The organism is Rhizobium sp. KNZ2-6A, from assembly GCF_056755475.1.
Genome location: NZ_JBNDIC010000108.1, coordinates 1 through 4,108, shown reverse-complemented (window position 1 = coordinate 4,108; position 4,108 = coordinate 1). Strand labels below are relative to the sequence as shown.

The following is a 4,108-nucleotide window of genomic DNA, read 5'->3' as shown; positions in this document are numbered from 1 at the left end:
TTCGCTCTCCTCGCAAAGGCAAAAAGTGTAACCCATGTCTCCGGTATGAACTGTCACCCCTCTCTCGGGAAGGACATCCAAGACTTGGTTGCTTTATCGATCGCTGGTATGGAAAACCGGCGGCAACAAGATAAATTATGGATGCTGGAATCTTCAGCATGTCGGCGAAATCATCAACATAACATCCTGTTCCTGGAAGCCTATGACCAGCACACCCAAGAAGCCCAAGTTAGAGCATTCCGAACTCTCGGGTGAATTCACCGATGACGGTGTGACCGTCTTGGTCGATATCTTTCGTCCGGCCGGCACCAATGCCGACTGGCGGATGGAAGTCGTCACGCCGGAAGAGGATCTGATCGAATGGGAAGAGCCCTTCGCGACCGATCGCGAGGCGTTCGACGAATTCCTGGCAACGATCGCCCGCGACGGCATCAGATCGTTCTTTGACGACGCGGACCCCGTGGTTCACTGAGCCTTCCGATAGATCTTGGCGAGTTGCATCAAATCGCGCCTTGGTTCTTCATGCATGCATTCGCCTGCGTGCTCGGAATTGTAGGCGCTTTTATAAGGTCCGAAATAGGCATACACTTCATCCGTCAATGGCGGGAAGGATACGTTCATGCGCGAGATATCGCGGCATGTCGTCTTGGGATTGCCGCTTGTCGTGATCACGGCGATCACAGGCGCGCCAGCGTTAGCCGGTGAAAACTGCTACTGTAAAAACGCGGATGGAAAGCAGCATGCGGTCGGTGAGGTCGCCTGTATGACTGTCGGGGGCCGGAGCTATCTCGCGCAATGCGAGATGAACCTCAATGTCACCTCCTGGGCGAAGCTTCAGGACGGATGCCCGGTCACCGAGAGCGTGCTTTGGCGCCAATCGGTCTGGCACCCGGCGCCGATGACCGTGCGATGAGCATTGGGGCTTGATTTAGCGTTCGCGCCAAACGTGCCTTGATATGCTTCAGCCGACCTATTTGCGGACCAGCAGGAGCGGTTCGCCTTCCTCTTCTTCGGATTTCTGGAAACTGCCGTCCGGCCTCATGTCGAAGGAGAGCGAGGAGCCATCGCTGCCCAGCATCACCAGCCCGAAACCTTCGGCCGCCCAGAGTGAAAGCTTGAGCTCGCCGATCTCGGCGGCGCAGTCTCCGCTTGGTGACATTTTGGCGGTGCCGTCCTGATCCTTGTCGGTGGTCAGCGTGATATCGCAGACCGGCTTTCCGTTCGGCTGTTGGATGCGCCATGCGCCGGCAAGGCTTGCGACGGTCGGCACATGATCGACATCGCCCAGCGCCGGCAACAGCCACGTAGGGTCGCCGCCTTCGCTTTGCCAAGGGGAGCCTTCCTCCTGCTGGAAGCGCATCAGCGGCTTGCCCTCGGCATCGGCAATGGCGAGGGCGCCGTCATCCGTGAAGTTCCAGGCCCGGGCTTTGGCGAGGGCGGGTAGGGGTGTCGCGCAGGCATCGGCACCGGTGATTTCGTGACCGCCAGCGACTGCGTTCGTCCCGAAGGTGAGACGGCAGCCCTTGGCGCCGCTTTCAGGCGCGACCAGCCATGTGCCGGTTTGTGCCTGAACGACTTCGTCATCGGCTGCGGAGACCGGCTGGGCCACTATCAAAGCAAGGGCGGCGGAAACCGCCGCTATACCGAGAGCACGGATCAAGGCAAATTCTCCCAACATGCCGCGGCCGCCAGGGGCGCCGCTATGGTTTGAGATAGGACCGCGTCGCATATAGCGCGATCGCGGCTGCGTTCGAGACATTCAGCGATTTGATGGCGCCCGGCATGTCGAGCCGAGCCAGTGCATTCACCGTTTCCCGGGTCTTCTGACGCAGCCCCTTGCCCTCTGAACCAAGAACGAGCGCGATCTTGTCGCCGCTGAACGTGCCTTCCAGCGGCGCCGGCCCTTCCGAATCAAGGCCGATCGTCGTGAAGCCGAGCCGATGCAGCTCGCCGAGCGCATCCGAGAGATTGGTGATCTGTATATAAGGTATAAGCTCGAGCGCGCCGGAGGCGGATTTGGCGAGCACGCCTGATTCGGTCGGGCTGTGGCGCTGCGTCGTGATCACGGCACCCGCGTCGAAGGCCACGGCCGAACGCATGATGGCGCCGACATTGTGCGGATCCGTCACCTGATCGAGAACGAGCAGCAGCGGGCTGTCCTTCAATGCCTCGAGGCGTCGTACGGGCAGCGGACGCGTTTCCAGCATCACGCCCTGATGGATGGCTTCAGGACCGAGAATTTTGTCGATATCCTGCGGCGAGACGATCTCGACGGGGATGCCGAGTTGATCGACCGGGCCGATTTCCAGCCGCACCAGCGCATTCTGCGTCGTCGACAGCTTGATGTTCTTGCGCTCGGGATTGGCAAGCGCGGCGCGGACCGTGTGCAGGCCATAGAGAAAGACCTGGTCTGGCGCGAGCGCCGGTGGCTTCCAATCGTCGGCACCAGCCTTCTTGCGCTTCTGTGGCGCCGGTGTCGGGATTTCGCCGCGCTCACGCTTGGCGTCGCGATGCGCGCGACGCAGGGTGGCATAATGCGTGTCCTTGGCCGATTTGTCGTCGGCGGTGTTTTCAGGGCCGGAGCGGCCGGATGTTCTATCTTTGCTCATGCGGCTTTATAACCAGCGCCTTCCTGGGCGCATAGCCTCTTTCAGCGCCGGGCTTTTCCCACAGGCTGAAATTTTTTCGTCATTTTTGCCAATTCCTTGTGTTGACAGACGGAAATCGTACGGTCATATACGCGGCGCAGATCGAAGCGGCGACGCCACGGTCGAGCAACTTGGTCGCAAGATCCAGTCGGAATACTGGAGGGATGCCCGAGTGGTTAAAGGGGACGGACTGTAAATCCGTTGGCTCAGCCTACGTTGGTTCAAATCCAACTCCCTCCACCATTCCGGACCGGATCTTGACCACCCGCGCGGGTATAGCTCAATGGTAGAGCAGCAGCCTTCCAAGCTGAATACGCGGGTTCGATTCCCGCTACCCGCTCCAGGATTTTCAAATTGTTAGCCTATTGATTGCCTCGCTTCAGAGCCGAGCGATCCCCGCGTTTGCCTGTCGACTACCCCTCGCATGCAGCGCCCATTTCATGTCCGCACTCGTTCTGGTGCCATCTTTGCATAATTGACATGAAGGGTTGCTTATATTCGCGCGAGCGATAAGTATTGCTCTGGCAACCGAAACGGGAGAGCGCAAATGGGTATCTTCGACAAGATCAAGGGTGCAATCTGGGGAGAAGCGAAGGCTGCTCCAGCGCCGACACAGACTGCAGCGACCGCCAATCCGGCCCCTGCGCCGACGCCGGCCCCCTCATCGACCACGGCGGCTACATCCCCGGCGACAAGCGCGCCATCCGCTCCGGTGGATATCGCCGCCATTCTCGACGCCGCCGTCAAGAAAAATGGGCAGAAGCTCGACTGGAAACATTCGATCGTCGATCTGATGAAGGCGCTCGGTATGGATGCGAGCCTTTCCGAGCGCAAGGAACTGGCGCAGGAACTGGGTTACACCGGCGATGCCGGAGATTCCGCCAAGATGAACACCTTCCTTCATAAGGCGCTTCTGAAGAAGCTCGCGGACAATGGCGGCAAGGTGCCCGCTGATCTCCTCGATTGACATACGCCAAGCTTCGGTAAGCCCGCACCTGCTGGCCGCGCCGGACAACGCATCGCGGCAGATGACGATTTATTGCCGCTTGATTGTTTTGCGCCCTTTCCTTTCGGAGAGGGCGCTTTGCATTCACGGCCATCTCAGTCCGAAGGCATGCTTCCATTCCGCCGTCCGCACTGGAATTCTCGCCCGTGCCTTCCTATCTAAACACCTGAACCGGCAAATGCTTTTTTGCCTTTCCGGATCGGGCGGCGAACCTTCCGCGGCGAATGAAAGTCGAAGGCTGCGGAGCATCCGCCATCGGCCAGGCTGCGACGGGAATAGGACCTGCAATTAAGTCTTGCGCAAATGCGATGAAAGCCTTAAACGGCGGCACTAAACCGGTTCGCCGGGGTCATTCATTACGTTCACAGGAAGCATTCAAATGGCAAAGAGTAAGTTTGAGCGCAATAAGCCGCACGTTAACATCGGGACGATCGGGCACGTTGACCACGGCAAG

General features: G+C 59.2%; 6 protein-coding genes, 2 tRNA genes and 1 pseudogene. 7 read left to right on the top strand and 2 right to left on the bottom strand.

The window, feature by feature from the left end; translation table 11 throughout:
- The 3 genes from ACPYOP_RS32555 to ACPYOP_RS32545 form a co-directional block, all read left to right on the top strand.
- Positions 1-255, top strand: a 255-nt coding sequence (locus tag ACPYOP_RS32555) for a hypothetical protein (protein WP_481414320.1), incomplete at its 5' end; no start/stop codon positions are given.
- Entirely contained in the window at positions 203-472 is a 270-nt protein-coding gene (locus tag ACPYOP_RS32550; RefSeq protein WP_481414319.1) for a hypothetical protein, read from the top strand. The genes ACPYOP_RS32555 and ACPYOP_RS32550, both read left to right, overlap by 53 nt.
- Positions 473-619: 147 nt before the next feature.
- Positions 620-913: a hypothetical protein gene (locus ACPYOP_RS32545; RefSeq protein ID WP_481414318.1), complete on the top strand. Its 294-nt coding sequence runs from the start codon at positions 620-622 to the stop codon at positions 911-913.
- A gap of 57 nt (positions 914-970) precedes the next feature.
- On the opposite strand, the gene ACPYOP_RS32540 is transcribed toward ACPYOP_RS32545, so the two are convergent.
- The gene (locus tag ACPYOP_RS32540; protein WP_481414317.1) at positions 971-1,660 is read right to left on the bottom strand and encodes an AprI/Inh family metalloprotease inhibitor; all 690 of its coding nucleotides are present in this window, start codon (positions 1,658-1,660) and stop codon (positions 971-973) included.
- A gap of 40 nt (positions 1,661-1,700) precedes the next feature.
- Positions 1,701-2,609 carry a 23S rRNA (guanosine(2251)-2'-O)-methyltransferase RlmB gene (gene rlmB, locus ACPYOP_RS32535; protein ID WP_481414316.1) on the bottom strand — a complete coding sequence of 303 codons (909 nt, stop codon included), beginning with the start codon at positions 2,607-2,609 and terminating at the stop codon, positions 1,701-1,703.
- Positions 2,610-2,806: 197 nt separating this feature from the next.
- On the opposite strand from rlmB, the gene ACPYOP_RS32530 reads away from it, so the two are divergent.
- The 4 genes and pseudogenes from ACPYOP_RS32530 to ACPYOP_RS32515 all read left to right on the top strand — a co-directional run.
- Positions 2,807-2,891, top strand: a tRNA-Tyr gene (locus ACPYOP_RS32530).
- Between the two features lie 26 nt (positions 2,892-2,917).
- A tRNA-Gly gene (locus ACPYOP_RS32525) sits at positions 2,918-2,991 on the top strand.
- 204 nt (positions 2,992-3,195) lie between these two features.
- Positions 3,196-3,615: a DUF3597 domain-containing protein gene (locus tag ACPYOP_RS32520; protein ID WP_481414315.1), complete on the top strand. Its 420-nt coding sequence runs from the start codon at positions 3,196-3,198 to the stop codon at positions 3,613-3,615.
- Between the two features lie 418 nt (positions 3,616-4,033).
- A pseudogene (locus ACPYOP_RS32515) lies at positions 4,034-4,108 on the top strand (GTP-binding protein); the annotation flags it as partial.